This is a genomic window from Frankia sp. AgB1.9 (assembly GCF_016786355.1).
In the GTDB taxonomy this organism is placed as follows: Bacteria; Actinomycetota; Actinomycetes; order Frankiales; family Frankiaceae; genus Pseudofrankia.
The window spans coordinates 69,842-94,435 of record NZ_JADWYX010000027.1 but is presented as its reverse complement, the minus strand read 5'-3'; the positions used below and the strand labels follow the sequence as shown (position 1 = coordinate 94,435).

The window sequence follows — 24,594 nt, the reverse complement described above, 5'->3', positions numbered from 1 at the left end:
GACGTCCAGAACCACGTGTTGGCCGGTGTCAGCTGCGGGAGAGGCCGCACGGTGTTCGCTCCTCGGGAGTCGGTGGGGGGGGGGGGGGGGCCCCCCCCCCGGGCGGGGGGGGGGGGGACCGGGTTGCCGCTTGGTGGTCCGGCTGGCGCCAGGCAACTTCACGGGCACTCGCGACGCGACGATGACAATCGTGCCGAGGGCGCCGACCAGCAGGTAGAACCAGCGCTGGCCGGCGTCGACGACGAACCACGCGTCGAACCAGCGCCACGTGCCCAGGCGCAGGTCCCCGTAGCCCTCGAACACCACGTTCACGAAGAACAGCCAGATCGCGAATCCGGCCGGCAGCCAGAGCCACCACACGAGCAGCGGGATGGCGAGCCGCCGGCCCCTCGACCTCATGCGCTGATCATTCCGGCAATCGGCGTGATCACGGGATGAGTTTTGCGGAGTCCTTACATTCCGCCCTTGCCCGTCGTGGCAGCCCCCGCGTGTGGGATGCTGGTCGGGCGCGCTTGAGGGGAATCGATGGGCGACGGGCGGGACTCGGTTGATCTGGCCGATCTTTTCGGCCTTGATGGCGGTCGCGTGCATATCGGCCGTCCGTTCGGCGACGCCGGCCAAGGCCGGCTGTACGCCCGGGAGGGGCATCCCGGGACGGCGGTAAAGCTGTTCAGCCCCGCCTTCCTTTTCCGGTCGGCGGCGGACCTGCGCGCGAAGCTCACCTGGATGATCGGTCATCCGCCCGCGGACGTCGCCGGCCGGTACCGGTTCGCCTGGCCGCGCGAGCTGGTCGTCGACCGAACCGGCGCGCTCGCCGGCTACACGATGCCTGGACCGGCCGACGGGGTCGAGCTGCGGGCCCTGTTCGTCCGTGGCCGCCAGCCGCCCCCCGAGGCTCGGCTGCCGGACTGGCTCGTCGGCCCGCCCACGCAACGGCTGGACCGGGCCGACCGGCCGCGGGTGGCCGGCGACTGGCGGCTGCTGACGCGGGCGGCCGCGAACCTGGCCGCCGCGACGGCCGCGCTGCACGAGCTCGGCTACGTGGTCGGCGACTTCCACGACGGCCTGGTCCGGGTGGGCACCACGGGCGGGATCACCCTGGTCGACTGCGACGCGGTGCAGGTGACCGTGCCGGAGCTCACCGGCCCCCTGGAAGGGACCGGGCCGCAGGACGTCACCGGACCACCGGACGTTACTGGGTCACAGGACGTTACTGGGTCACAGGGCGTCACCGGGCCACAGGGCGTCGCGGCGCCGCGGGAGGCCCCCGGGTCGGCCGGCGCTCAGGTGTACCGGGCGCCGGTGGGGCGGCCCGAGTTCACGCCGTCCGAGCTGCTCGCCGAGCGCGGGCGGCCGGTGGGCCAGGGCGCCGACGACTATGCCTTGGCCGTCCACTGCTTCGCGCTGCTGCTCGGCGGCCACCGGCCCTACACCGGGACCTGGCGGGCCGCCGGCGACGAGCCCTCCCCGCTGGGCCTGGCCCGGCTCGGGCTCTACGCGCTGGCCGGCGGCGGACGGCTCGACCCACCGGCCGGCATGCCGCCCGCCGAGGTCCTGCCCATCGACCTGCTGGCCCTGTTCGAGCGTGGCTTCGGCCCCGGCGCCGGGGTGCGCCAGCCGCGGCCCACGGCCGTCGAGTGGCGTGACGCGCTGCGTGGGCTGGCAGGCGACCTGCGGACCTGCGCCCGGACGCAGACCCATCACTACCGTCCAGGCCTCGACGCCTGTCCGTGGTGCGCCCGGGACGACCAGGCCAGGACCCGGGCCGCCGCGCTGGTGCCGGCCGCCCTTCCCACGGCGCCGCCGCGCCCGGCGCGGACGGTCGTGACACCCCAGCGGGCCGTGCGCCAGCCGGCCGCGACTCCGCCCCGCACCGCCGGTTCGGCCCGCGCGCCGGGCCCTCGGCACCGGACGCCCCCCCGGGCCGAGCCCCGGCGGTGGGTCGGCAAGCTGGGCGCGGTCGTGCTGTGCCTGCTGGGCGCGGCCCTGATGGCCCTCACCATCTTCGGCGCCGTCGATCAGCCGTCGGCCACCGACCAGGCGCGCCGGGACACCGGCGGCCCGGCTCCCGGCAGCGCGGCCGCGGCGATCGCCGCCTCGGCGCGGCCGTCCTCGGGACGGGCACCGGCCGGCGCCACCGCGCCGCCCGGCCAGGCGTCGAGCAGCCCGACGGCGAGCCAGCCGGCGGCGCCGTGGCCGTGGCTCGGTCGCTGGCAGAGCGTCTCCAGCTCGCCGCTGCCCGGCTTCGGCCTGGAGATCGACGATCAGGGCGAGGTGGGCGGCCAGGAGGAGATCACGGCGACCGAGACCTCCGGGACCTGCCCGGTTCGCTACCACGGCACGGTCCATACCCGGCTGGACGGACCGATCTCGACCTGGCCGCTGGACGCCTCGGTGCGTCTCACGCTCGACGCCGTGCTGCCCGCCGGCCAGGACCCGAAGGGCTGCGCGCTGCTGCCCGACTCGTCGTTCTACACCGCCGGCGCCGGCGGCGAGCTGACCAGTCCCGGCGTCATCCAGTTCCAGGTGATCGCCGCGATCGACGGTCTGGCGCAGGCCCGGGTGATCGTGCACCCGGGCGAGCAGGTCGCCCTGATACTGCAGCGCGTGTAGGACCCTCGCCTGGGCGCTCGGCCTGCTCCGCGGCCTTGGCGAGCAGGTAGCGCCGTTCCGGCTCGCTCGCCGTGCGCTCCGCCGCCGCGCGGAAGTCCGCGCCGGCGCCCGCGCGGTCGCCGGTCTGCTCGCGCAGGTGGGCGCGGACGGCGAGCAGCCGGTGGTGGGCCGCCAGCCGCCCGCCGGCCAGCTCGTCCACGGCTTCGAGGGCCGCCGCCGCGCCGCGGACCTGGCTGAGCACCACCGCCCGGTTCAGCGCGACCATCGGGTTCGGCGCGATCCGTTCCAACAGGTCGTAGAGGCCCAGGATCTGCGGCCAGTCGGTGGCGTCGGTGTCGGCGGCCTCGGCGTGCACGGCGGCGATCGCGGCCTGCACCTGGTAGGCGCCGACCGGGCCGACGGGCAGCGCCCGCTCCACCAGCGCGAGGCCCTCGGCGATCAGCTCCCGGTCCCAGCGGGACCGGTCCTGCTCGGCGAGCGGCACCAGCCGGCCGTCGGGGCCGGCCCGCGCGGGGCGGCGCGCGTCCGTCAGCAGCATCAGCGCCAGCAGGCCCAGCACCTCGGAGCGGGCCGGCGCGCCAGCGGGCAGCAGCCGGGCCAGCCAGCGGGTCAGCCGGATCGCCTCATCGGACAGCGCCGGGGCGGTGAGGTCGGCGCCGGAGCTGACCGTGTAGCCCTCGTTGAAGATCAGGTACAGGACGTGCAGGACCGCGCGCAGCCGGGCGTCGTACTCGCCGCCGGCGGCCGGCAGCCGGAACTCGGCGCCGGCGGCGCGCACGCCCTGCTTCGCCCGGCTGATCCGCTGCGCCATCGTCGCCTCGGGGACGAGGAAGGCGGCCGCGACCTGCGCCGTCGTCAGGCCGCCGACCGCCCGCAGCGTCAGCGCCACCTGGCTCGGTCCCGAGAGCGCCGGATGGCAGCACAGGAACAGCAGCCGCAGCGAGTCGTCCTGGTCGGCTGGCCGGTCGGCGTCCGCCGCGGCGGCGAGCAGCTCGCCCGCGGGTGTCGCCAGCGCCACCCCCTGCTCGCGGCGCCGGCGGGCGGACTCGGCCCGGATCGTGTCGATCACCCGCCGGCCGGCCACCGCCGCGAGCCAGCCGCGCGGGCTGTCCGGGACACCGTCGACCGGCCAGCCGGCCGCCGCCGCGATCAGGGCTTCCTGGACGGCGTCCTCGCACAGCTCGAACTGGGTCGGGTACCGGCGCAACAGCCCGCCGAGGACCCGCGGCGCCAGCTCGCGCAGCAGGTCCTCGACGTGGTGGCCGTCCATCGGCTACGGCCGCTGGGGCGCCGGCGACTCGTGGGGGAGCGGGACCAGCTCGACGGCCTCTTGCGAGGCCCACGGCAGGTCGGCCGAGATCTCGATCGCCCGAGCCTCGTCGGAGACGTCGAGGATGTAGAAGCTCCCCATGAACTCCTTGGTCTCCAGGTACGGGCCGTCGGTGATGGCCGGCACCCCGTCGCGGACCCGGATGACCTTCACGTCGGCCTCGCTCCCGGACCCGTAGGCGCCGATGAGCTCGCCGGAGTCGAAGTACTTGCGGTTGAACGCCTCCTGCGCGGCGATCGCGGCCGGCCACTCCTCCGGCGGAATCGCAGCCCAGGTCTCGTCGCTTCCGTAGATCGTCACCAGGTACTTCATGGTCGGAACTCCTGCCGTCTCGGGCGCCGCCTCCCGGCGCCGACACCGCTGGGTCGAGGCCGCGCCCCCATTCTCTACGCCCCCACCGCCAGAGTGACGCGGGTCACGTCTCGCCGATCGCGTTCTCCCCGGTGACGGTCTCCCAACCGGCCAGCCGGCTGGTGCGGCGCCTGCGGCCGACCAGGCGGCGCCCAGGGCCGGTGGTCACCAGGAGCCAGGCGGGCCGGCCGCGCCGGAACAGCCGGCCGGGTATCAACGAGTACCCGCCCCGCAGGGCGCTCCCGACGAGGGAGAGCACGGCCGACGGCGCCAGCTGCGGGAACTCGTACTCGCCGACAGCGACCCAGACCTCGCGACGCCACGGGTAGACGGCTACCACGAGGTTCGGCCCGGCCCGCCTGGTCACCGCCACGGCTCGGTGGCCGCCGATCGTTCGCGTCGAGATCGCCGCGTCGCCCGCCGCGACCTCGGCTTCGAGAAGGCCGGCGAGCGAGCGCCACGTCTCGGCCAGGTAGGCGTCCGTGAACTCCACGTTCAGCCTGGTCACGGTGGCCAGCAGCGACGAGGACACCAGAAAGGACCCAACCAGGAGACCGGCCGGTACCGCGAGGTAGGTGTCGGGCGGCCGCAGGCCGAACGCGACGAAGGCGCAGGCCAGGTAGGCGCCGAGCGCGAGCAGGACACGGATACGGAGGCCTCGGTCCGCCCGCAACCCCGCCACGACCGTCCGCGCAGGCACGGTCTTGGCCACTTCGCGCCGCCACCGGTCCGCGATCCAGCTCCCCAGCCTGTTCACGGGCAGGACACCGGGCGCCTCCATAGACAGGCCGAACAGGACGCCGACCAGGCTTCCTGGCACAGCGATCCAGAACGATAAGCACCCGGACGATCTCGCGCAATACCGAGAACTGCCGTCCTACCAGTGCCTTCTCGCGGCCGTCCGGCCGTCAGGTATGAGTGCCCCCGCGCCGGTCATGATCGCGGTTTGGGCCCTGGGGTGGTCGTAGAAATGCTCTCGTCACGACCATCACAGGGCCAAAACGGCGATCAAGGCCGCGCGAGCATCGACCCATGGTCGAGCGCAGTTTCTAGATCAGCCAGACCCGGCCGAATGGGCCAGCAGAGTCCACCGGAGGGCGGAAACGACGATCAACGCGTTTCCGTTGGCCCGAGAAGGCGGCGCGTGTCCCGGGGTCCGCGGCCGCGGACTAGCGTCAGGTCCGGACATCGCCTCGGCCGGCGCGGCGGTGGCCTCCGGGCTCGACCAGGCCGGGCGCCGTCCGGGACGGCAGACGGCGGGATGGAGGCAGGCGGTATGGAGCTGCGCGAGGCGATGCGCACGGCCGGCGCGGTACGCAGGTTCACCGACACCCCGGTGCCGGACGAGGTGCTGGCGCGGGTGCTCGACGACGCCCGGTTCGCGCCGTCGGGCGGCAACGCCCAGCCGTGGACGGTGCTCGTCCTGCGCGACCCGGAGATCCGCCGGCAGGTGCGCGACCTGGCGGTGCTCGGCTGGCGTGAGTACACGGCGCAGGCCAAGGCCGGCGTCCGGCCGTTCGCGCCTGGGCCGGACGGGCGCTGGCACGGAGCGGCCGTCGACCTCGGCGAGGCCGCGGCGACGCCCGCGCCGATGTCGTTCGTCGACGAGCTCGACGAGGCGCCCGTCCTGCTGGTGCTGGTCGCCCGGCTCACCGCCCTGGCCGTGATGGACATCGAGCTGGAGCGGACGAGCATCGTCGGCGGCGGCTCGATCTACCCGTTCGCCCAGAACATCCTGCTCGCCGCCCGGGGCGAGGGCCTGGGCGGGACGATGACGACGTTCCTGGTCCGCCGTGAGCCGGTGGCCGCCACGCTGCTCGGCATCCCGGCCGACCACGCGATCGCCGGCGTTCTCGCTCTCGGCTACCCGCAGCAGCGGGCGACGAAGCTCCGGCGCCGGCCGGTGGCCGAGTTCGCCCACGTCGACACCTTCGACGGCCCGCCGTTCCCGGCCCCATCCGAGGACTGAGCACATATGAGCGCCGCGAACGACCGGCTGGTCGAAGGCATCGCCCTGATCACCGCGGCGGCCTCGCACGACCTCGCCCAGCTGGCCGCCGAGATCCGCCGGGCCATCGTCCTCGCCGCCGGCCTGCCCGAGCCGTACGGCGACTCGGACGACGGCGGCTCCGGCGACGACCAGTCGGCCGCCGAGCTGCTGCGCGAACTGGCCGCGAGCAATCCCGACGCCCTCGCCGAGGCGACCAGCAAGATCATCGAAGAGGCTGGGATGCGGATCGCCGCGGTCGCCTACCTGGCCGCCGCGCTCAACGGCCAGGGCCGGCCGAGCCTGGAGCACATCGCCCTGATCCTCGCCGCCGAGGCCCAGGACGAGGCCTGACGGCTCGGGTCCGCCCCGACTCCGCCGCGCGAACGCCGCTTGCATGAATGCCTGACCACGGCGATGACCAGGCTGCCTCCGCATGCCGTCCCGGCGGACCGGGCAGGGGTCGCGAGTGGGGTTTCAACACCACCCTGCCGTGATTCCCAAGCTTTGAACGGCGAGAAGGAGACACGCGATGACCACCTGGACGCGCACCGAGCTCGACGCCCTGGGCAGCACCGACGAGATGACCATCAGCACGCGGCGGCCGGACGGCTCGCTGCGTCCCGCCGTCCCGATCTGGGTCGTGCGCGTCGAGGACGACCTGTACGTCCGGTCCTACCGCGGGCGCGACGGCTCCTGGTTCCAGCGGGCCGCGGCCCAGGGCACGGCCCATGTCCAGGCGGCGGGCGTCGACCGTGACGTCACCGTCGCCGGGCCGGGCGCGTCCGCCCGGGAGCCGGTCGACCGGGCCTACCGCACCAAGTACGCCCGTTACGGCGACAGCTACCTGCGGCCCATGGTCGCCGACCCGGCGGTCGACACGACCCTGCGCCTCAACCCCAGTGACTGAACGGCACAGATCATGACCCAGCCCCAGGAACCGTCCGGCGCCGCGAGGATGTTCGGTGACTCGGCCATCGGCATGGGATCTCGTCCCGAGACCAGTAAGATCGTCGTTTTCGCCCTCGCGTGGCTGTAAACGTCGCGGTTTTGTGACCACGTGAGGGCCAAAACAGCGATCATGATCTTGGCGCTCGCCCTTGGCGCCGGGCGAGGCCTGACGGCCGTATCCGGCGCCGAGCCTGGCCCGGCCGGGACGTCTGGCTTACGCCGACGCCGACGGCTCGGGCACCGGCGCGGCGGCTCAGCCGGTTGGTGGTGTGGCGTCGGCCGGCTTGGGCTCGGGGTGCAGGAGCGGGGAGCTCGTGTTGGACGGCCACTGCGGGCGGTAGTAGCCGCGGAAGTGCAGCTCGCCGCCGCGCAGTTCGCGGATGGTGAGGAAATCGCCCTTGTAGCCGCGGTGGTCGTACGGCGCGAACGTGAGGTACGCGCCGGGCCCGCCGTTCGTGCAGGGCATCCACTTGATCTTCTCGAGCCCTAGCCGGACCTGTTCGGGCGTCGCGATCGCCGCGTTCGCGATGCCGTGGATCGCGGCCCGTGCGGTGTCGTAGCCGAGGGCGACGACGACGTTGCGGGTCACCCGGCCGAACCGGGCCTCGAACCGGCGGACCATCGCCTCGTAGTTCGGGTTCGCGCCGTCCTCGCCGAGCTGGTCGACGCCGTGCCAGCCCTCCAGGCCCTCCGCCCAGGCGTTCGAGTTCGAGTAGAACATGAACGCGGTGCCCATGAACCGGGGCGGGTCCCAGTCCAGCGCCTTGAACGCGGCGGCGAAGTGGAACGTCGAGTAGCCGTAGCCCATGTAGACGATGGCCTCGGCGCCCTGGGCCCGCATCGTCTCGAGGTGCTCCTGGAGGCCCCTGGGGTTGGGCCCGAGGCTGACCTCCTTGATGATCTCAACGCCCACGTTCTGCGCGGCGGTGCGGAAGTACTCGGAGTAGTGGTCGCCGGACGACCCCTTCTCCCAGAAGAAGCCGACCTTGGTGTGTCCCTGCTGCGCGCACCAGTTGGCGCCCATCACCGACTCGGTCGGGATGTCGCCGTTGGCGACCGTGAAGCAGTAGTCGCCGGCGAACTTGACGCTGCCGGTCCAGCCCAGGCAGGCGACGCCGGTCCGGTTCACGGTGTCCATCAGGTTCAGCGAGTTGTCCGAGATCATCGGGCCGAGCACGACGACGCACCCGTCGTCGACGAGCTTCTGGTAGCCGCGCCGGACCTTCAGGTAGTTCTCCCGTGGCAGGCCACGGGCGTCCGCCGTGATGATCTCCACTGGCCGGTCGTACACGCCCTCGTTGAGTGCGTCCTCGATGGCGAGGATCGTCGAGTCGACCCAGTCGGACAGCAGCTGGCCGAGGTCCATGTCGACGAGGATGCCGATCTTCACCGGCTCGAACGGGTCACCCTGGGTGACCAGTCCGCGGGTCGGCGGGTAGACGACGATCGACTCGACCGCCTTCTCGCCGACCCGGCCGCCGCCCTCGTACCAGCGGCCGTCCGGGTCGTTGTACGCGACGGTGTCGGTGCCCCGCTCGACCGTCGAGACGGCTCGGTCCGGCCGCGCGATCCCGTGGTCCACCGGCGCGGGGAACAGCCGCTGCGCGTACTGGGTCTGCTCCTGCTCGGGTGATGCCGGCCCGCTCCCGCTCATCCGCGACTCCTCTGTCACTGCCCACAGTTCGGCTGCTCGTCCCGTTCCGGAGGCGTCACCAGGCCCGACGCTCGTCCAGGCGGTCAGGAACGATCGGATAGTATATACAATCTTTGCGGGAGTCGAGGGGTTCAAACCGGTCGGGTTCCGCGGGCGGGGACTGTCGCTACAGCTTCAGATCGGCGAACGACAGCTCGGCCTCGCCGTCGGCGGGCGAGCGGTCGGCGAGAGTGCGCAGGTCAGCCGTGAAGGAACGCAGAATCGCCAGTCGGTCTGGGATGGTCCCGTCAGTGGCGCCGGGGACACACGCGGCAGTCCAGTCCTCCTGGAAGACCTCCAGCCGGCATTGCGCGCGGGTCGCGGCCGCCTGGCCGCGCGCGGCCGCCGTCGACAGGCCGCAGACGTGCTCGATGGCCAGCAGCGCCAGCGCGGCGCCGAAGAACAACGAGCACCAGGCCGCGCCCGCGATGTCGTTGCGAGCGGCCGCGATCACCGGGAGCAGTACGCCCACCGCCGCCAACAGGACGGCCAGCACCCGCAGCAGGCGGGAGAGCGACCGAAGGTCGTGGCCGCGCCGCCGGTGCCGGTCGGTGGCGTCGATGGCCCTGCGCTCCAGCCGCCGGTACAACGCGGCCAGGACCGCGTCGGTGTCCTTCCAGTCGCTGGACGAGACCACGGGGAGCAGATCCATGCTCCCGCCGCTGGCCGGCGCTCCGATGGCCCGCGGCCGCCAGGCGAGCCACGCCGCCCGGTCGGCCGGCACGACCGCGCCCGCGAAAGCCGCGACGGTCCCGGGCGCGACGGGCGCGAGCGGCGAGCGCGGCCCCTGCGGCGGCGGCTGCGTCCTCGGACCCCACAACACCATCTGACCTCCTTCTGCACGATGGATACTCTCCGAACAATGATAGTGACGGATTGTAGTCAGAAGTGGGATCGGCCGTGGTCGCCCGGCGTGCCGCGCCGAGGCGCCGGTTGGCCAGGACCTGACGGGTGGTCGGTCCTCGACGCTTCCAGGGGGTTTGCGAAGTCGGACTATTGAGCTAATCTCCGTGCCGGAGGCCGAGGCGCCCTCGCAACCCGCTCGCTCACCTCGACCCGGAACGGTGTGGCCGGGGGAGCGGGAAAGGCCGGCGTTCTGGCCTGTCTGAGCAGAGGAGAGCTGGCCGATGTTGCTGTGAGTGAGGGCGAATTAGTCAGAGCGGCAGCAAAAGTTCGGACTAATAGTCCGATGGGCCCGGCCGCTGACGGTGGGACTGACACCGTCGTTCTGTGTCCGCAGGCGGACGGTGTCCCGTTCGCGCCGCGTACCCCGCTGACCGCGCCGTTCTGGGCGGCCTGCGCCCGCGGCGAGCTGATCTTCCAGCGCTGCGTGGCCTGCGCCGAACCGGCCTTCCCACCGGCGGCGGCCTGCCGGGCCTGCCTGTCGAGCGACCAGCGCTGGGAGCGGTCGGCCGGCCGCGCCACCCTCTACAGCTGGACGGTGGTGCACCGACCGGTGAGTGCCGCCTTCCGCACGCCGTACGCGCCGGCGATCGTCGCACTCGACGAGGGCTACCAGCTGCTCACCTGCCTGGTCGGCCTCACGGTCGCCGAGATCCGCCCGGACCTGCGTCTGCGCGTCGCGTTCCACCCGGTCAAGGACGCGGGCGGCCACGCCACCACGACGCTTCCCTACTTCGAGCCCGCCGCGCGCGCCTGAACGGAGTCCGCCGTCATGCAGCCAGAGGACCTGATCCTGATCAGCGTCGACGACCACATCGCCGAGCCGGCCACCATGTTCGACGCGCACGTCCCGGCGAAGTACCGGGAGCTCGCGCCGCGGGTCGTCGACGAGCCCAACGGCGTGCAGCAGTGGTACTACGGCACCACGCGAGGCCGTAACCTCGGCCTGAACGCGGTCGCGGGCAAGCCGCCGGCGATGTTCAACGTCGACGCCAGCCGCTACGACGAGATGCGGCCCGGCTGCTACGACGTCCACGAGCGCGTCCGGGACATGAGCGCCGGCGGCCAGCTCGCCGGCCTGAACTTCCCGAACTGGCCCGGCTTCTCCGGCCAGGTCCTCAACCAGGGCCCGGACCGGGACGTCAACCTGGTCATGGTCAGGGCCTACAACGACTGGCACGTCGACGAGTGGTGCGGCGCCTACCCGGACCGGTTCATCCCGTGCGGCATCCTGCCGCTCTTCGACGTCGACGAGGCGGCCAAGGAGGTGCGGCGGCTGGCGGCCAAGGGCTGCCACGCCGTCACGTTCTCCGAGAACCCCGAGGCGCTCAGGATGCCGAGCATCCACAGCGGCTACTGGAGCCCCCTGTTCCGCGCCGCCAGCGACACCGGCACCGTGCTGTGCCTGCACCTGGGCTCGTCGTCGCGCTCCCCGATGTACTCGACCGACGCGCCCGCGAGCGTCAACATGACCGGCTCGTCGATCGCCTCGATCTTCTCGTTCGTCGAGCTGGTGTGGGCCGAGTTCTGGGCGGACTTCCCGGACCTGCGGTTCTCCCTGACCGAGGGCGACATCGGCTGGGTGCCGTACTTCCTGTGGCGCAGCGAGCACGTCCGGCGCCGCCACTCCGGATGGACCCGGCCGGTCTTCCCGGCGGGGCTCGACGGCCCGGCGGACGTCTTCCGCCGGCACATCCTGACCTGCTTCATCAGCGACACCGTCGGCCCGCGGCTGCTCGACTGGTTCGACGTCGGGAACGTCTGCTGGGAGTCCGACTTCCCGCACTCGGACTCCAGCTGGCCGTACGCGCCCGAGGACGTCCTGGCCAACCTCGGCGGCCTCCCCGACGAGACGATCAACAGGATCACCCACGAGAACGCGATGCGCCACTTCCGGTTCGACCCGTTCACGACCCGTCCGCGGGAGCGGGCCACGGCCGGCGCGCTGCGCGCCGAGGCGACCGACGTCGACGTCGTCACGCGGGTCGGCCGCCCGGCCAGCGAGCGCGACCTGGCGAGCTGGAAGCGCCTCACCACCCGCACCGCGCCGCCGGCCGCCGCCGCGCCCGGCCCTCGGGCCTAGGCGCCCGGATGACCTCCGACCGCGCCGCGCCGGCCGAGCCCGCGGCCCCGCTCGCCGGTGTCCGCGTCCTGGAGCTCTCGACGCAGCTCGCCGGGCCCTACTGCGGCAAGCTGTTCGCCGACGCGGGCGCCGACGTCGTGAAGGTCGAGCCGCCCGGCGCCGGCGACCCGCTGCGTGCCTGGTCCGCCTCGGGAGCACCGCTCGACGGGGATGGCGCGCTGTTCCGCTACCTCAACGCCTCGAAGCGGTCCGTCGCCGCCGACCCTGGCAGTCCCCGGGTGCTCGGCCTGGCGGCGGCGGCCGACGTCGTCATCACCGGTGGCGCGCTCGCCGGTGGGAGCCACGTCGGTCACGGCCTCGACGCCGCGGCCGTCCGGCGTCTGCACGCCGACAACCCGCGCGCCGTCGTCGTGTCCATCAGCCCGTTCGGCCTGGCCGGCCCGTGGACCGGCGACGGCCGGGAGCACGGGTCCCAGCCACTTCGGGACCGGGCGGTGAACGAGTTCCTGCTGCAGGCGCTGTGCGGCTCGACCGCGGCCCGCGGTGAGCCGGATGCCGCCCCGCTGCAGGCGGGCGGGCGGATCGGGGAGTGGGCCGCCGGCGTCTACGCGGCGGTGGCCGGGCTCGCCGCGCTGCGCGGCGCCCGGCGCGACGGCGTCGGTGACCTGGTCGACCTCTCCATCCTCGAGTGCATGACGATCATGATGGGTGGCCTGTCGGTGGTCGGGCCGACCATCATGGGCGGCCCCGGACCAGGGGTCGCCGGCTCGCCTGGCCGGGTACCGGAGATCCCGTCGATCGTGCCGACCAAGGACGGGCTGGTCGGCTTCTGCACCATCACCGCCCAGCAGTTCCAGGACTTCCTGGTCCTCATCGAGCGGCCCGACCTGCTCGGCGACCGCGACCTGGCGCTGCTGGCGCGCCGCCACGCCCGCCGCGACGAGTTCCTGGCCGCCGTCCACTCGTGGTCCACCCGGCACACCACCGACGAGATCGTGGAGCTCGCCGCCGGGCTGCGCATCCCGGTCACCCCGGTCGGGACGCCGTCGACCGTGACGACGATCGACCACTTCACCACCCGCGGCGTCTTCGTCCCCAACCCGAGCGGCGGGTTCGCCCAGCCGCGCACGCCCTACCGGGTCGACGAGTTCCGCGGCCAGCCGCTCGTCGGTGCGCCGGCCCTCGGCGAGCACACCGACACCGCCGGCTGGGAGCCCGTGCCCGCGCCGGTCGAGGCCGGCGCGGCGGGGCGGGAGCTGCCGCTGGACGGGCTGCGGATCCTCGACCTGACGGCGTTCTGGGCCGGTCCGTCCGCGACGATGCTCCTCGGTTCGCTCGGCGCCGACGTCATCAAGGTCGAAGGGGTGACCAGGCCCGACGGCCTGCGGTTCGCCGGTGGCAAGCCGCCGACCGAGCCGAGCTGGTGGGAGTGGGGCACGATGTTCCTGGCCACCAACGCCAACAAGCGCGCGGTGAGCCTGGAGCTGTCGACCCGCGAGGGGCAGGACCTGGCCCGGCGCCTGATCGGCGCCTGCGACGTCGTCATCGAGAACTTCACGCCCAGGGTGCTGCCCAATCTCGGCCTCGACTGGGACGCGGTGCGCGCGGCGAACCCGGCCACGGTGCTCACCCGAATGCCGGCCTTCGGCCTGGACGGACCGTGGCGCGACCGCACCGGCTTCGCCCAGACGATGGAGCAGGCCAGCGGCCTGGCCTGGCTTACCGGCACCCGCGACGGCCCGCCGGTGATCCCGCGCGGTGCGTGCGACCCGATCGCCGGCCTGCACGCCGCCTTCGCCACGCTGGTGGCGCTCGCGGCGAGGGACCGCCCGGGTAGCAGCGGCGCCGGCGCGTTCGTCGAGGCGACCATGGTGGAGTCGGTCCTCAACGTCGCCGCCGAGCTGACCGTCGAGCACACGGCGTACGGCGCCTCGCTGCGCCGCGACGGCAACCGCGGGCCGCTCGCCGCCCCGCAGGGCACCTACCACTGCCCCCGCGATCCGGCCGGCCCCGACGTCTGGCTCGCGCTCGCGGTGACCGACGACGCCCAGTGGCCCCGGCTGTGCGCGGTGGCCGGTCGTCCGGACCTGGCCGCCGACCCGGACCTGGCGACGCTCGCGGGCCGGCGCGCCACGGCCGCCCACGACCGCGTCGACGCGGCGCTGGCCGCCTGGGCCGCCGCGCTACCCGACCGGGCGACCGGGCTCGCGGCGCTCGCCGAGGCCGAGGTCCCGGCCGCGCCGGTCACCCCGGCCGCCGCGCTGCTGGCGAACCCGCAGCTGGTGGCCCGGGGCTTCTTCGAGCGGCTGGCCCACCCGGTGGTCGGCGAGCACCCGATGCCCGGCGTCGCGTTCCGTCTCGCCAGCCATCCCGGCCCGTTGCTGCGCCGGCCCGCGCCGGTCTTCGGCCAGCACGACGACGAGGTGTACCGGGACCTGCTCGGCCTCACCCACCCGGAGATCGAAGGCCTGCGCGCACGGGGCGTGCTCGCCGACCGGCCGGCGGGCGCATGACCGGGCCACGGCCAGACGCCGGCCCCGACACCGCCGACGAGGAAGGCGACGCGACGCCAGGCGGCCTGCCCGCGACGGCCTATGCCGTGCTCGGGCAGCTGGCGGTGGCCGACGTGCCGCTCTCGCCGGTCGAGCTGAAGACGCGGGCCGACTTCAGCCTGCGCTTCTTCTACTGGGCGCCGGCGATCAGCCACATCCGCAAGGAGCTGGCCCGGCTGGAGCAGCTCGGCCTGGTGACGTCCAGCCCGGCGCCGGGCCGCGGGCTGCGGCGCACCCTCGTCCACGAGATCACGCCCGCGGGACGCGCGGTGCTGCGCGACTGGCTGCACCGGACACCCGACGACGAGCCGGTGGTGATCAAGCACCCGGTGCTGCTGCGGGTGTGGCTGGCCGGCGAGAGCGACGACCCGGACCGGGTCGTGGAGATCCTCGACCACCACCTGGCGCAGACCCGGGCAGCGATCGACGAGCTGCGCTGGGGCAGGCGGCGGGCCCGCGAGGTGCGGCTGGCCGACCGGCCCGAGCTGCGCTACTCGGGCGCCGTCGGCGACTACGTGCTGCGCCGGATGTACGCGGAGCTGGCGAACATCACCCAGCTGCGGGACGAGCTGGCCGCGCTGCCCACCGCGCCCCGGCCGCCGTTCGCCGGCCCGCCGCCGCTGCACGACTACGCCGTGGAACCGCCAGTCCCGGCGGCCGACCCCGAGGCGGCCGACCCAGAGGCGACCGACCGCGCCGCCGCCGCCCGCGGACCCGTCGCTCCCGACGAGGAGGAGAGCTGACCATGCCATCAAGGCCGGCTGCCGTCGTCGGCGCCTACAACACGGTCCAGGCCCGCCGGCTGCCCGGCGAGACGTCCACCAGCCTGCTGTTGGACGCCGTCGCCGGCGTCCTGGCCGACGCCGGTGCCGCTCTCGCCGACGTGGACGGCATCTGCGCCCCGGGCATGGGGGGCGCGCTCGTCTACGACCTGGGTCTGGGCCCGGCGTGGCAGGGCGCCCAGCCCGGCATCGGGGCCGTGCTGGAGGCCGCGGCGGCGATCAGCACCGGTCAGGCGGACTGCGTGCTGGTCGTCACGGCCGAGGCGGGTACCTATACCGAGCACACGGCGACGGCGCCGTGGACCCGTCCCGAGAACGAGTTCGTCATCCCGTGGGGGATGTTCACGGTGGCCGAGTTCGCCCTCATCGCCCGCCGCCACATGATCCAGTACGGAACGACACCCGAGCAGCTCGCCGCCGTCGCCGCGACGATCCGCAACAACGGCCACGCGAACCCGGCCGCCGTCTACGCCGGCCGCGGCCCGTTCACCCCCGCCGACGTGCTCGCCTCGCGGCTGGTCGCGGACCCGTTCCATCTGCTGGACTGTTCGACGACCTCCGAGGGCGGCTGCGCCCTGCTGCTGACCACCGCCGAGCGCGCGGCCGACCTGCGTCGCGTGCCCGTCCACGTCCTGTCCGGCGGTTCCGACCACCTCGGCCCGAGCTACCGGTACCCGCCCGCCTGGGACCACGTCGGGCGGCGCCCGGGAGCCCCCGTCAACGGCCTCGTCGGGCGGCGCGCGTTCGAGCGCGCGCTGGCGAACGCTGGCCTGTGCCGCGACGACGTCGACGTCCTGGAGCTCTACGACCCGTTCTCGTTCGAGATCATCCGCCAGCTGGAGGCGTTCGGGTTCTGCGAGCCGGGGGAGGGCGGGCCGTTCGTCGCGGACGGCCACATCGCCATCGACGGCAGCCACCCGGTGACGACGGACGGCGGCACCATGTCGTTCAGCCACGCGGGCTCGTCCGTCCAGATGCTCCAGCGGGTGATCCGCGGCGTGGAGCAGCTGCGCGGCGACTGCGGCCCAGCGCTCCAGGTCCCCGGCGCCGACGTCGCCCTGTGCACCGCCGGCGGCGCCGGCGCCCTCTTCCTCACCCTCGTCCTGCTGGGGAGGCACCCGTGACCACCATCGTTCCCGCGCCCCTCGATCCCGCGCTGTTCCTGCCGGAGCCCGAGCCCCGGCCGGTCCAGTACACCGTCATCTCGGTCGACGACCACGTCGTCGAACCGCCGCACCTGTTCGCCGGGCGCGTCCCGGCCCGGTTCGCGGACGCGGCGCCGCGGATCGTCGAGACCGAGCGCGGCCACCAGGTCTGGCGGTTCGAGGACGCGACCTTCACCCAGGTCGGGATGAACGCCGTCGCCGGCCGGCGGCCCGAGACGGTGCGGGTCGAGCCTTTCCGGTTCGAGCAGATGCGCCCCGGCTGCTACGACATCCACGCCAGGGTGAAGGACATGGACCTCGGCGGTGTCTGGGCCTCGGTGAACTTCCCGTCGCAGATCACCGGGTTCTGCGGCCGGGTCTTCTTCGCCGCCCGCGACCAGGAGCTGGGCCTGGCCTGCGTCCGTGCCTGGAACGACTGGCTGTACGAGGAGTGGTTCCAGGCCTACCCCGACCGGGTCGTCCCGATGGGCATCACGTTCCTTTCGGACCCCGAGCTGGCGGTCGCCGAGATCCGGCGTAACGCCGAGCGCGGGTTCACCGCCGTCACGTTCCCGGAGCGCCCGCACCGGGTCGGTCTGCCGTCGCTGTGGGACACCGACCACTGGGACCCGATCATGCGGGCCTGTGTCGACACCCAGACCGTCATCACCCTGCACGTCGGTAGTGCCGGCCTGGAGGAGCGGCCCCCGGGCGCGCCCGGCCTGCAGCTGGGCGCGACCCTGTTCGGCCAGGCCTCGCTGACCGCGTGCGCCGAGTGGCTGTGGTCTGGCTACCCGGCCCGGCTCCCGGCCCTGAAGATCGCGATGAGCGAGGGCGGGATCGGCTGGGTCGCGATGCTGCTCGACCGGCTCGACAACCTGGTCGACCGGTCCGGCTACGGCACCGCCTGGGACCTCCGGCCGGCCGACGTGCTGCGCCGTAACTTCTGGTTCTGCACCCTCGATGACCCGTCGACCATCGATACCCGGCACCGGATCGGCGTCGAGAACATCATGGTCGAGACCGACTACCCGCACGGCGACGGGACCTGGCCGGACACCCAGCGGCTGCTGGCCGACGTCTGGGGCCACATCCCGCCGGCCGAGATCCGGGCGATGGCCTGCGAGAACGCCGCCGCCCTGTTCCGCCACCCGCTGCCGCCGACCGTGCTGCCGGCCGACTGAAGGGCAGAGCCATGACCTTCCACCCGACGGCCGAGAAGCTGATGCCGGAGCTCACCACCCGCGAGGAGATCGCGCTGCTCGCCCGCGCCCTGTGGCAGGAGGGCTACGACGACCACCTTGCCGGGCATATCACGGCGCTGCAGCCCGACGGCACCCTGCTGTGCAACCCGTGGCTGGTCCGCTGGGACGAGCTGCGCCCGGAACAGGTCATCCGGATCGACCTGGCCGGGAACCTGGTCGAGGGCGACTGGCCGGTGCCGCTCGGCATCCCGCTGCACCTCGCGCTGCACGCCGCCCGTGCCGACGTGACCTGGGCCGTGCACAACCATCCGCTGTTCGGCACGGTCTGGGCCGACCTCGGTGAGATCCCGCCGATCTACGACCAGAGCTCGGCCCTCGGCGGCGGTGGCGACCTCGTTCTGGTCAACGAGTACTCCGGCCCGGTCAACGACGCCGCCACCGCGCGAGGCGCCGTCGACGCCATGAACGGCGGCCATCTCGCGCTGCTCGCCGGCCATGGCGTGTTCGTCCTCGGCGGCTCGGCCCGAGCCGTCTTCCAGCGCGCCGTCGCCCTGGAACAGCGCTGCCAGCGCGCCTGGCATGTCCGGGCGGCAGGTGCGACCCCGACCCCGGTGTTACCGGCCGGGTTCCTGAACCACCTGAAGGCCTCCGACGGCGACGGCTTCCTCGGTTTCTGGGAGTCCGCCGTCCGCGCCGAGCTCCGCGCCGACCCAACCCTCCTCGACACCCGCTGACGGCCGAACGCATCCTGTTGATGCGGACGGTCGCTAGGAACCGCCGCTACCGCCGCTACCAGGCGATGGGTAGGCGTTCGGGGTAGCGCCAGATGGAGCCGGCGTGCCAGGGGATCCCCTCGGGGGGCACTGCCAGGCGCAGGGCCGGGAAGCGGGCGAGCAGGGCCTCCAGGGAGATGCGCAGCTCGGCGCGGGCGAGGCTGGCGCCGGCGCAGTAGTGGGTCCCGTGGCCGAAGGTCAGGTGGGTAGACGGCCGGTACCGCTGGAGGTCCAGCTCGTCCGGGTTCTGGAACACGTCCGGGTCCCGGTTGGCCGCCAGGTACGAGACGTGGACGGCGTCGCCGGCGCGGATCGTCACGCCGCCCAGCTCGATGTCCTCGGTCGCGATCCGGGCGATGCCGACTCCCCGGCGGAACGGGATGAAGCGCAGCAGCTCCTCGACCGCGGGTTCCAGCAGGCTGGGCCGGGCGCGCAGCAGCGCGAGCTGCTCGGGGTGGGTGAGCAGCGTGTAGAGGATGTTGCTGAGCTGGTAGGTGCTGGTGTCGTGGCCACTGATGGTGAGGACCATCGACATCACCGCCAGCTCGGTGTCGCCCAGCAGCTCGTCGCCGTCGCGGGCCAGGGCCAGGGTGCTGATCAGGTCGTCGCCCGGCCGGGCGCGCCGCCGCGCGGTGAGCTCCAGGAAGTACGCGCGCAGGGCGGCCTTCGCCTCGCGGGTCGGGCCAGGGCCTGCGCCGGTCGACATGAGCGTGACCACCAGGTCCCGCAGGCGCCGCTGGTCGCCGTCGGGGATGGCCATGATCTCGCAGATCGTGGTGAGGGGCAGGCGCGCGGCGAACAGCCGGGCGAAGTCGGCGGGAGCGCCGTGGGCGCTGATGTCGTCGAGGAGCCGGGCCACGACCGCGCGGATCTTCGGGGTCATGCGCTCGATCTGGGCCGCCGTGAACCCCTGCGCGACAAGGCGTCGCAGCCGAGTGTGCGCGGGGGGATCCATCAGGTTGACCGCCTCGGCCTGGGCGATCGGCTCGGGCGTCATCCGCGGCAGGTCACGGCCGATGCCGGCCGCGCGGCTGAACCGGTGGTCCGTCACGACCGTGCGGACGTCGTCGTAGCGGGTCACCAGCCAGGCCCAGCCCCGGCCGTGGGACATGCTGATCCGGGTGACCGGCTCCTCGTCGCGCAGCTGGCGCAGCAGTGGGTCGAACTCCAACGCCTCCAGATGGCCGAACGGACAGTGCCGCGCCCGGGGCTGCGTCTCGGTCGTCATCACGCGGCGCTTTCACGGGCTGTGAGCCGGGTGCGCAGGTCCGAAGGCTGACTGATGGGGGAGGTCCAGGTGCCGACGCAGCTCTCGGCCGTGATGCCGGGGCCGAAGCCGGCGATCACGCCGGTCGCTCCATGTTCGAGAACGTTGTCCTCGAACATGCGCCGAAGGGCGTCGAGGACGACCGCGCTCGCGATGTTGCCATGCTCGGTCAGGGTCGCCCGGCTGTAGCGGAAGAACGCCGGGTCCAGGCCGAGAATGTCGCGCAGGTCGTCCAGAATGCGTGGGCCGCCTGCGTGGATGATGTAGAAGTCGAGCGCGCCGGCGTCCCAGCCGTGGCTTTCCGCGAGTGCGCACAGCGCCGGGGCGAGCATCGCCATCGTCTTCGGCACCCGCTTGTCGAGCCGGAAATGAAAACCCGTCTCCTTGACCGCGTAGGAAATCCAGTCCTCGGTGTCCGGCACGAGGTAGGAGCAGTTCCGTTCGAGCTGCACGCCGTACCCGCCGCGCCCGCGGACCACCGCGGCGGCGACGGCGTCACCGAACAGGCCGTTGGCCAGCAGCGAGCCGACGTCGTGGTCCGACGGCTGGTAGAGCAGCGAGCAGAACTCGCAGGCGACGATGAGGACGTTCGCGTTCGGGTAGGCGGTGCAGAAGTCGGCCGCCCGGTTGATGGCCGCGCCACCCGCGGCGCAGCCGAGCTGGGCGATCGGGATCTGCCGGGTGTCGTTCCGGAACCCGAGTTTGTTGATCATCCAGGCCGTCAGGGACGGCATCAGGAAGCCCGTGCAGGAGACGAAGATGATGGCGTCGATGTCCTCGGGCCCGAGGTCCCCGGCCGCCGCGAGGGCGGGGCGCACCACGCCTGGTATCCGGGCCATCGCCTCTTGGGCGTACACGGCGTTACGCGCCTCGAAACCGGGATGCAGCAGGGTTTCGGCCAGGGGTCGGACCAGATGTCTTTTGTTGACCCCGGTGTTCGAGATGAGCTGGAGAACGAGATCGAGTTGAGGGTGGTCCGCGTGCAGTCGGCGGGCCAGCTCGAGGGTCTCCTCCATTCCGATCGTGTTTTCTGGGACCAGCACGGCAGGGCGGCAGAGGATTGGCATGCGAAGCGCCCCTCCTTCGCGGGCTCACGCCAGCCGGGGCGCGGCTGGCGCGCCGCCCGCGCGGCCAGGTTGGGTTGATCCTAGGAGCCTGGATGGCTCGCTCAACGTACCCGTTCTCGTAATGCCAAAACGATGGCCGCGGCCGGCGCCGGGAACTGCCTCAACGTGCCGGAATTGTTCCGCCAAAGAGGGCCGGCGGGCGGAGGTATTTCATTCCGGAAGTGCGGGAAATCCGGCCATCGCGGGACTCGGGACCCGAGCGGGACTTAGGACCAGAGCGGGACTCAGGACCCGAGCGGGACTCAGGACCCGAGCGGGGCGAAGGGATAGGCGTCCCACGCGGCTCGTTCGGCGTCGCGGGGAGCGTCGACGACCCGCGACGTCGGCGCGTCCCAGATCATCGTCGCCCGCCCAGACGGCTGGTACGACGGCCAGGTCGGCCGTGACACCTGGCGCACGGCGTTCGGGTCGCCGGTACGGGCGAACGAGGTCCAGGCATCCATGATCTGGGCCGACAGCCGGGCCAGGGGCGCGCGGTCGGCCCGGACGGCGGCCTCGCCGCCGGGGATCCCGGCGAAGCGCAGGGTGCCGAACACGAACGGCAGCTCGATCGTGTGGACCGCGCCCAGCCCCGTCGGCGGATTCCAGTCGAACTCGTAGACGTAGGTAGGCCGCCAGCGGCTCTGCGCCTCGGCCAGCCGCAGGGCCGGGACGCGCAGGGCCTGGTCGGTGAACATCGCCAGCCGGATGTCCTGGTCGCTGGCCCCGGGCAGGTCGCGGCGGTAGACGGCCACCATCTGGTCACGCTGCCCGGCGAGGCGCTCCGGGAACACCCCGTCGTACTGCTGGGACAGGACCGCCAGGCCGTCGGAGTCGAACTGGCCGAAGAAGTTCATCTCGTCGCGGGTGGTACCGAGCAGAATGCTGATTTCGCGGGTCTTTCCCTCCTCGACGGCCTGGATGGTCGGCTCACGAACGAGCGTGCCGTCGACGTATGGGGCGAAATAGAGCGCCGACTGCGCACCCGGCGCGGCGTCGAGCAGCTTGTCCTGCAGGCCCAGGATCTGGCTTGTCGACATCGCCGTCAGGTCCTCGACCCGCTTCACCGGCAGCCCGGCGGAGATGCTCTGCTCGAACCCGGCGGAGTGGACCAGATAGCCGTTCCCGCTTTCCAGGACGGCCCGGCGGAACAGCTTCTCGGGGTGGTCGGTCGCGAGCATCGCGCTGATGGAGAACGCGCCCTCGGACTGGCCGGCGACGGTCACGTTCGACGGGTCACCGCCGAAGTCGGCGACGTGCGCCTGGACCCAGCGCAGGGCCGTCAGCTGGTCGCGCAGGCCGTTGTTTCCCGAGCCCTCATACGACGGGTCGATCCCGCCGAGCTCGGACCAGCCGAGAATGCCGAGCCGGTAGTTGAGCGAGATCACGACGGCATTGCCTGCCCTCGCCAGGCGGGCGCCGTCGTAGCGTGGCTCGTCGCCCGACCCGAGCCGCGCGGCCCCACCGTGGATGAACACGATGACCGGCCGTTTGGTGGCGTCCGGCCGTGGTGTCCAGACGTTCAGGTACAGGCAGTCCTCGTCGGTGTAGACGGCGCTGTCGTCCGGGTAGTCCTCGGCGGAGTCCCGGTCCTGCGGGCAGACGTGCATGCCGTCGGTTGCCGGCAACGTCCCGTGCCACGGGCTGACCGGGACCGGCGGGCGGAACCGGAGCCGGCCCGTCGGCGGCTGCGCGTAGGGAATGCCGAGAAACGCGCACAGGCCGCCCTCGGCCTGCCCCGCCACGGCACCCAGGCTGGTTTTCGTGTCACACGACGGCGGTGAACCGGACGCGGCTGTCGAGGAACAGGCCGCCGCCGGCAGCGTCAGCAGAAAGGCGGCCAGAACGGTGGCCGCCATGGACCGGAACATGGGCGATCTCCTTTCGAGAAACCGCCTTTGATGGTTCGCCGCCCGCACCACAAGGCACATCGCCGCCGAGAACGAACCGAAGGTCACTCCTGCGGGTGACCCGCGACGATCAGCCCTGCCTTGCGACGATCAGTCCTGTCCGGCGACGATCAGCCCTGACTCGTAGGCGAAGACGACTGCCTGCGCCCGGTCCCGAAGCCCGAGCTTGGTCAGGACGCTGCTGACGTGGCTTTTGACGGTGTGCTCGCTGACCACCAGAGCCGCGGCGATCTCGCTGTTGGACAGGCCCCGGCCGAGCAGCCGCAGCGTCTCGGACTCGCGCTCGGTCAGCTCGTCCAGCCGGCGGGCCAGCTCCGGCCGGGCGGCCCCGCGGCCGACGACGTCGGCGATCAGCCGGCGGGTCACGCTCGGCGCCAGCAGCGACTCGCCGGCCGCGACGAGGCGTACCGCCCGGACCAGCTCGTCGCGGCGGACGTCCTTGAGCAGGAACCCGCTCGCCCCGGCCCGCAGCGCCGCGTAGACATAGTCGTCCACGTCGTACATGGTCAGGACCAGGACCTTGGCCGCGCAGCTCCGGCAGATCGCGGCCGTCGCCCCGACGCCGTCGAGGGTCGGCATCCGGATGTCCATCAGCACCACGTCCGGGGCCAGCGCCGCCGCCGCCCGCACGGCCTCGGCCCCGTCGGCGGCCTCGCCGACGACGGTGATGTCGGGCTGCGCGTTGAGGATCATGGCGAAGCCGCCGCGGAAGAGATCCTGGTCGTCGACCACCAGGACCCGGATCGTCGCTCCCATCGGCGTCACCCGCCGGCCGGGGCCGAACGCGGCCGGGGCCAGTGCTCGGCTGGTCGGCCGGGGGCCGGCAGCGACGCGGTGACGGTGAAGCCGCGCGGGTCGACGGCCAGCGTCCCGCCGCAGGCCTGGGCCCGCTCCCGCATCCCGAGCAGACCGTGCCCCTCCCGCGGCGGCCCGGAGAGGCCGGTGCCGCCCCCGTCGTCGGCGATCCGGACCTCCAGCGACGCGTCGGTCCAGCTCAGGGTGACCTCCACCGACCGGGCCCCCGCGTGGCGGACCACGTTCGTCAACGACTCCTGGACGATGCGGTAGGCCGCCACCCCGACGTCCACCGGCAGCGGACGGCGCTCGCCCTCCTCCGTCAGGCTCGTCCGCAGCTCACCGCGGCCGGTCCGCGCCACCAGCTCGCCTACGGCGTCGATCCCCGGCACCGGCTCGCGCCCGGCCTGGCCCCGCAGCGCGCCGAGCATCACCCGCAGCTGGTCGACAGCCTCCCGGCCGGTCGCGGCGATCGTGTCGAAGACGGCCTCCGCCCGCGCCGGGTCGGTCCTGGCCACCACCGGGCCGGCCTCCGCCTGCACGATCATCAGCCCGACCGAGTGCGTGACGATGTCGTGCATGTCGCGGGCGATCCGGACCCGCTCCAGCTGGACCGCCGCCGCCCGCGCCTCGGCGGTTCGCTGGGCCCTCTCCGCGTCGGCCGCCTCCCGGTCCCGCCGCGCCCGGATCCCGCCGCCGATGGCGAACACGGCGACGTACTCGGTGACGACGACGCGCACGGTGTCGAAGCTCTCCCGCGGCACGACCAACGTGATCAGGACGCCCGCGGCGCAGATCGCGATCGCGACCGGCTGAAGCCGGCGCGTGCCGTGCGCGGCGAAGGTGTAGGCGCACAGCAGCGCGCCGTAGGGCACGAACAGCGGGCCGAGGCCTGGGCACAGGGCGAGCACGGTGGTCGCCGGCCCCACGACCAGGCACACCGCCAGCAGCGCCCGCCCGCGCCAGGCGACCGGCACGGACGCCGCGAGGCCGAGTGCGAGCAGCCACCACCGAGGCTGGCCGGTCACGGCCAGCGGAGCGACCGTCGCCGCGGTGACCGCCGCCGCGGCCGCCGCGTCCCACCGGTTCGGAAGCCCCCCTCGCACAGCCTCTCCCGCGATCGTCGACTCCTCCTACTATCGCCCGCC

General features: G+C 73.2%; 21 protein-coding genes and 1 pseudogene. 11 read left to right on the top strand and 11 right to left on the bottom strand.

Annotation, left to right across the window (positions count from 1 at the left end):
* A pseudogene (locus I6A60_RS13255) lies at positions 1–399 on the bottom strand (hypothetical protein); the annotation flags it as partial.
* Positions 400–525: 126 nt separating this feature from the next.
* Here I6A60_RS13255 and I6A60_RS13250 point away from each other — a divergent pair.
* On the top strand, positions 526–2,613 hold the full coding sequence (locus I6A60_RS13250; RefSeq protein WP_203042453.1) for a hypothetical protein: 2,088 nt from the start codon (positions 526–528) through the stop codon (positions 2,611–2,613).
* Here I6A60_RS13250 and I6A60_RS13245 read toward each other — a convergent pair.
* The 3 genes from I6A60_RS13245 to I6A60_RS13235 all read right to left on the bottom strand — a co-directional run bounded on the left by I6A60_RS13245 (position 2,513) and on the right by I6A60_RS13235 (position 5,114).
* The gene (locus tag I6A60_RS13245) at positions 2,513–3,883 is read right to left on the bottom strand and encodes an RNA polymerase sigma factor (protein ID WP_203021704.1); all 1,371 of its coding nucleotides are present in this window, start codon (positions 3,881–3,883) and stop codon (positions 2,513–2,515) included. The two genes, I6A60_RS13250 and I6A60_RS13245, sit on opposite strands and share 101 nt — an antisense overlap.
* A 3-nt stretch (positions 3,884–3,886) precedes the next feature.
* Positions 3,887–4,255: a YciI family protein gene (locus tag I6A60_RS13240; protein ID WP_203021705.1), complete on the bottom strand. Its 369-nt coding sequence runs from the start codon at positions 4,253–4,255 to the stop codon at positions 3,887–3,889.
* A 103-nt stretch (positions 4,256–4,358) separates the two neighbouring features.
* Positions 4,359–5,114, bottom strand: a complete 756-nt coding sequence (locus tag I6A60_RS13235) for a hypothetical protein (protein WP_203021706.1) — start codon at positions 5,112–5,114, stop codon at positions 4,359–4,361.
* 456 nt (positions 5,115–5,570) lie between these two features.
* On the opposite strand from I6A60_RS13235, the gene I6A60_RS13230 reads away from it, so the two are divergent.
* From I6A60_RS13230 to I6A60_RS13220, 3 genes are all read left to right on the top strand, one after another.
* A complete protein-coding gene (locus I6A60_RS13230; protein WP_203021707.1) occupies positions 5,571–6,263 on the top strand; it encodes a nitroreductase family protein in 693 nt (230 codons plus the stop codon).
* Between the two features lie 6 nt (positions 6,264–6,269).
* Positions 6,270–6,635 carry a hypothetical protein gene (locus I6A60_RS13225; protein ID WP_013423619.1) on the top strand — a complete coding sequence of 122 codons (366 nt, stop codon included), beginning with the start codon at positions 6,270–6,272 and terminating at the stop codon, positions 6,633–6,635.
* 178 nt (positions 6,636–6,813) lie between these two features.
* The gene (locus I6A60_RS13220; protein ID WP_203021708.1) at positions 6,814–7,191 is read left to right on the top strand and encodes a DUF2255 family protein; all 378 of its coding nucleotides are present in this window, start codon (positions 6,814–6,816) and stop codon (positions 7,189–7,191) included.
* 294 nt (positions 7,192–7,485) lie between these two features.
* Here I6A60_RS13220 and I6A60_RS13215 read toward each other — a convergent pair whose 3' ends face one another.
* Together I6A60_RS13215 and I6A60_RS13210 are read right to left on the bottom strand one after the other, a co-directional pair.
* On the bottom strand, positions 7,486–8,886 hold the full coding sequence (locus I6A60_RS13215; protein WP_203021709.1) for an ABC transporter substrate-binding protein: 1,401 nt from the start codon (positions 8,884–8,886) through the stop codon (positions 7,486–7,488).
* A gap of 166 nt (positions 8,887–9,052) precedes the next feature.
* Positions 9,053–9,751, bottom strand: coding sequence for an SLATT domain-containing protein (locus I6A60_RS13210; protein WP_203021710.1), 699 nt, complete (start codon positions 9,749–9,751; stop codon positions 9,053–9,055).
* A 363-nt stretch (positions 9,752–10,114) separates the two neighbouring features.
* Here I6A60_RS13210 and I6A60_RS13205 point away from each other — a divergent pair, with 363 nt between their 5' ends.
* From I6A60_RS13205 to I6A60_RS13175, 7 genes are read left to right on the top strand one after another with little or no spacing between them, the layout of a single operon-like run.
* Entirely contained in the window at positions 10,115–10,585 is a 471-nt protein-coding gene (locus I6A60_RS13205) for a Zn-ribbon domain-containing OB-fold protein (RefSeq protein ID WP_238435340.1), read from the top strand.
* Positions 10,586–10,600: 15 nt separating this feature from the next.
* Entirely contained in the window at positions 10,601–11,911 is a 1,311-nt protein-coding gene (locus I6A60_RS13200; RefSeq protein ID WP_203021712.1) for an amidohydrolase family protein, read from the top strand.
* A gap of 8 nt (positions 11,912–11,919) precedes the next feature.
* Positions 11,920–14,424 (top strand): CaiB/BaiF CoA-transferase family protein, encoded by a 2,505-nt coding sequence (locus I6A60_RS13195; protein ID WP_203042482.1) that lies wholly within the window; start codon positions 11,920–11,922, stop codon positions 14,422–14,424.
* Positions 14,421–15,206, top strand: a complete 786-nt coding sequence (locus I6A60_RS13190; RefSeq protein WP_203024194.1) for a PadR family transcriptional regulator — start codon at positions 14,421–14,423, stop codon at positions 15,204–15,206. Before I6A60_RS13195 ends, I6A60_RS13190 begins: the two co-directional genes overlap by 4 nt.
* A 2-nt stretch (positions 15,207–15,208) precedes the next feature.
* Entirely contained in the window at positions 15,209–16,369 is a 1,161-nt protein-coding gene (locus tag I6A60_RS13185; RefSeq protein ID WP_203024192.1) for a thiolase family protein, read from the top strand.
* Entirely contained in the window at positions 16,366–17,574 is a 1,209-nt protein-coding gene (locus tag I6A60_RS13180; RefSeq protein ID WP_203024191.1) for an amidohydrolase family protein, read from the top strand. The genes I6A60_RS13185 and I6A60_RS13180 overlap by 4 nt, the downstream gene beginning before the upstream one ends.
* Positions 17,575–17,585: 11 nt before the next feature.
* Positions 17,586–18,329, top strand: coding sequence for a class II aldolase/adducin family protein (locus I6A60_RS13175; protein WP_203024189.1), 744 nt, complete (start codon positions 17,586–17,588; stop codon positions 18,327–18,329).
* A gap of 55 nt (positions 18,330–18,384) precedes the next feature.
* Here I6A60_RS13175 and I6A60_RS13170 read toward each other — a convergent pair whose 3' ends face one another.
* The 5 genes from I6A60_RS13170 to I6A60_RS41565 all read right to left on the bottom strand — a co-directional run bounded on the left by I6A60_RS13170 (position 18,385) and on the right by I6A60_RS41565 (position 24,552).
* Positions 18,385–19,596: a cytochrome P450 gene (locus I6A60_RS13170; RefSeq protein ID WP_203024187.1), complete on the bottom strand. Its 1,212-nt coding sequence runs from the start codon at positions 19,594–19,596 to the stop codon at positions 18,385–18,387.
* Positions 19,596–20,702 (bottom strand): type III polyketide synthase, encoded by a 1,107-nt coding sequence (locus I6A60_RS13165; protein WP_203024185.1) that lies wholly within the window; start codon positions 20,700–20,702, stop codon positions 19,596–19,598. Before I6A60_RS13165 ends, I6A60_RS13170 begins: the two co-directional genes overlap by 1 nt.
* Positions 20,703–21,004: 302 nt before the next feature.
* Positions 21,005–22,612, bottom strand: a complete 1,608-nt coding sequence (locus I6A60_RS13160; protein WP_203024183.1) for a carboxylesterase/lipase family protein — start codon at positions 22,610–22,612, stop codon at positions 21,005–21,007.
* 129 nt (positions 22,613–22,741) lie between these two features.
* Entirely contained in the window at positions 22,742–23,407 is a 666-nt protein-coding gene (locus I6A60_RS13155) for a response regulator transcription factor (protein WP_203024181.1), read from the bottom strand.
* A 5-nt stretch (positions 23,408–23,412) separates the two neighbouring features.
* On the bottom strand, positions 23,413–24,552 hold the full coding sequence (locus tag I6A60_RS41565) for a sensor histidine kinase (RefSeq protein ID WP_203024179.1): 1,140 nt from the start codon (positions 24,550–24,552) through the stop codon (positions 23,413–23,415).
* Between the last annotated feature and the right edge of the window lie 42 nt (positions 24,553–24,594).

Excerpts from the sequence above, each read along its gene's own strand:
- I6A60_RS13250 (WP_203042453.1), top strand. The coding sequence starts at position 526 with ATGGGCGACGGGCGGGACTCGGTTGATCTGGCCGATCTTTTCGGCCTT.
- I6A60_RS13245 (WP_203021704.1), bottom strand. The coding sequence starts at position 3,883 with ATGGACGGCCACCACGTCGAGGACCTGCTGCGCGAGCTGGCGCCGCGG.
- I6A60_RS13240 (WP_203021705.1), bottom strand. The coding sequence starts at position 4,255 with ATGAAGTACCTGGTGACGATCTACGGAAGCGACGAGACCTGGGCTGCG.
- I6A60_RS13230 (WP_203021707.1), top strand. The coding sequence starts at position 5,571 with ATGGAGCTGCGCGAGGCGATGCGCACGGCCGGCGCGGTACGCAGGTTC.
- I6A60_RS13225 (WP_013423619.1), top strand. The coding sequence starts at position 6,270 with ATGAGCGCCGCGAACGACCGGCTGGTCGAAGGCATCGCCCTGATCACC.
- I6A60_RS13220 (WP_203021708.1), top strand. The coding sequence starts at position 6,814 with ATGACCACCTGGACGCGCACCGAGCTCGACGCCCTGGGCAGCACCGAC.
- I6A60_RS13215 (WP_203021709.1), bottom strand. The coding sequence starts at position 8,886 with ATGAGCGGGAGCGGGCCGGCATCACCCGAGCAGGAGCAGACCCAGTAC.
- I6A60_RS13210 (WP_203021710.1), bottom strand. The coding sequence starts at position 9,751 with ATGGTGTTGTGGGGTCCGAGGACGCAGCCGCCGCCGCAGGGGCCGCGC.
- I6A60_RS13205 (WP_238435340.1), top strand. The coding sequence starts at position 10,115 with ATGGGCCCGGCCGCTGACGGTGGGACTGACACCGTCGTTCTGTGTCCG.
- I6A60_RS13200 (WP_203021712.1), top strand. The coding sequence starts at position 10,601 with ATGCAGCCAGAGGACCTGATCCTGATCAGCGTCGACGACCACATCGCC.
- I6A60_RS13195 (WP_203042482.1), top strand. The coding sequence starts at position 11,920 with ATGACCTCCGACCGCGCCGCGCCGGCCGAGCCCGCGGCCCCGCTCGCC.
- I6A60_RS13190 (WP_203024194.1), top strand. The coding sequence starts at position 14,421 with ATGACCGGGCCACGGCCAGACGCCGGCCCCGACACCGCCGACGAGGAA.
- I6A60_RS13185 (WP_203024192.1), top strand. The coding sequence starts at position 15,209 with ATGCCATCAAGGCCGGCTGCCGTCGTCGGCGCCTACAACACGGTCCAG.
- I6A60_RS13175 (WP_203024189.1), top strand. The coding sequence starts at position 17,586 with ATGACCTTCCACCCGACGGCCGAGAAGCTGATGCCGGAGCTCACCACC.
- I6A60_RS13170 (WP_203024187.1), bottom strand. The coding sequence starts at position 19,596 with ATGACGACCGAGACGCAGCCCCGGGCGCGGCACTGTCCGTTCGGCCAT.
- I6A60_RS13165 (WP_203024185.1), bottom strand. The coding sequence starts at position 20,702 with ATGCCAATCCTCTGCCGCCCTGCCGTGCTGGTCCCAGAAAACACGATC.
- I6A60_RS13160 (WP_203024183.1), bottom strand. The coding sequence starts at position 22,612 with ATGTTCCGGTCCATGGCGGCCACCGTTCTGGCCGCCTTTCTGCTGACG.
- I6A60_RS13155 (WP_203024181.1), bottom strand. The coding sequence starts at position 23,407 with ATGGGAGCGACGATCCGGGTCCTGGTGGTCGACGACCAGGATCTCTTC.